The following is a 675-nucleotide window of genomic DNA, read 5'->3' as shown; positions in this document are numbered from 1 at the left end:
GCGGTGATAATTAATTAAATATTTGCGGCATCAAACAAGAATTAATCTCGCTGTTGTTGTAGTTCAAAGTGTTCAGTAATTCACCTTGCACAGTCAGGTTCTTAATTCCCATGTGCCGCATATCAGATTCAGTGTAATACCAACCATTCGCGAGCGTTGAACGTTGGCATGTATTCGTTCTCGTATGCCCATAAACGGTAATATTTGGATCCACTCCTACTTTGTTGTAGAACTCCGCTTCTTTAATTCGTAAGCGAGTAAGATAGCGATAAAACTGCTTTTCGTATTGCGAAGGAACCGATTGATCCCACATCTCGTCACTCTGATTCGCGCCACCATGCCACCCAATAAGCGCATCTTTTCCAATCACCACACTTTTCGCCGCAGGCAATATGTAATTCGCGCAAGCAGAAAAACACAATTGGCTGACGATCACATCCATATCGTTGTTCTTTATGAAGTGACCAAACTCGATCCCGACGCCAATATCACCACCACTACTGGTAATACGTAGTGTTGTCACTTTCTGGTCACTATCATTCACCATTCTTATGGCTTCGAGCACGGCATCCCCGGTAATCATGCCGTCGTACACCAACGTATTGCCTGTAATGGTTAATTTGTTTTGTGTCGGGAAAGCCATTTTTTGAGTCGCGCACCCGGATAACAAAATAG

1 protein-coding gene is annotated in these 675 nt (G+C 43.6%); it reads right to left on the bottom strand.

Translation table 11 applies throughout. The features are described from left to right. Positions 1-10 precede the first annotated feature (10 nt). On the bottom strand, positions 11-673 hold the full coding sequence (locus tag R7O13_RS27455) for a hypothetical protein (protein ID WP_318305273.1): 663 nt from the start codon (positions 671-673) through the stop codon (positions 11-13). Between the last annotated feature and the right edge of the window lie 2 nt (positions 674-675).

This window comes from Vibrio sp. Y176, from assembly GCF_033438945.1.
The sequence above is the reverse complement of the archived record's forward strand: the minus strand, read 5'-3'. Positions and strand labels throughout refer to the sequence as shown.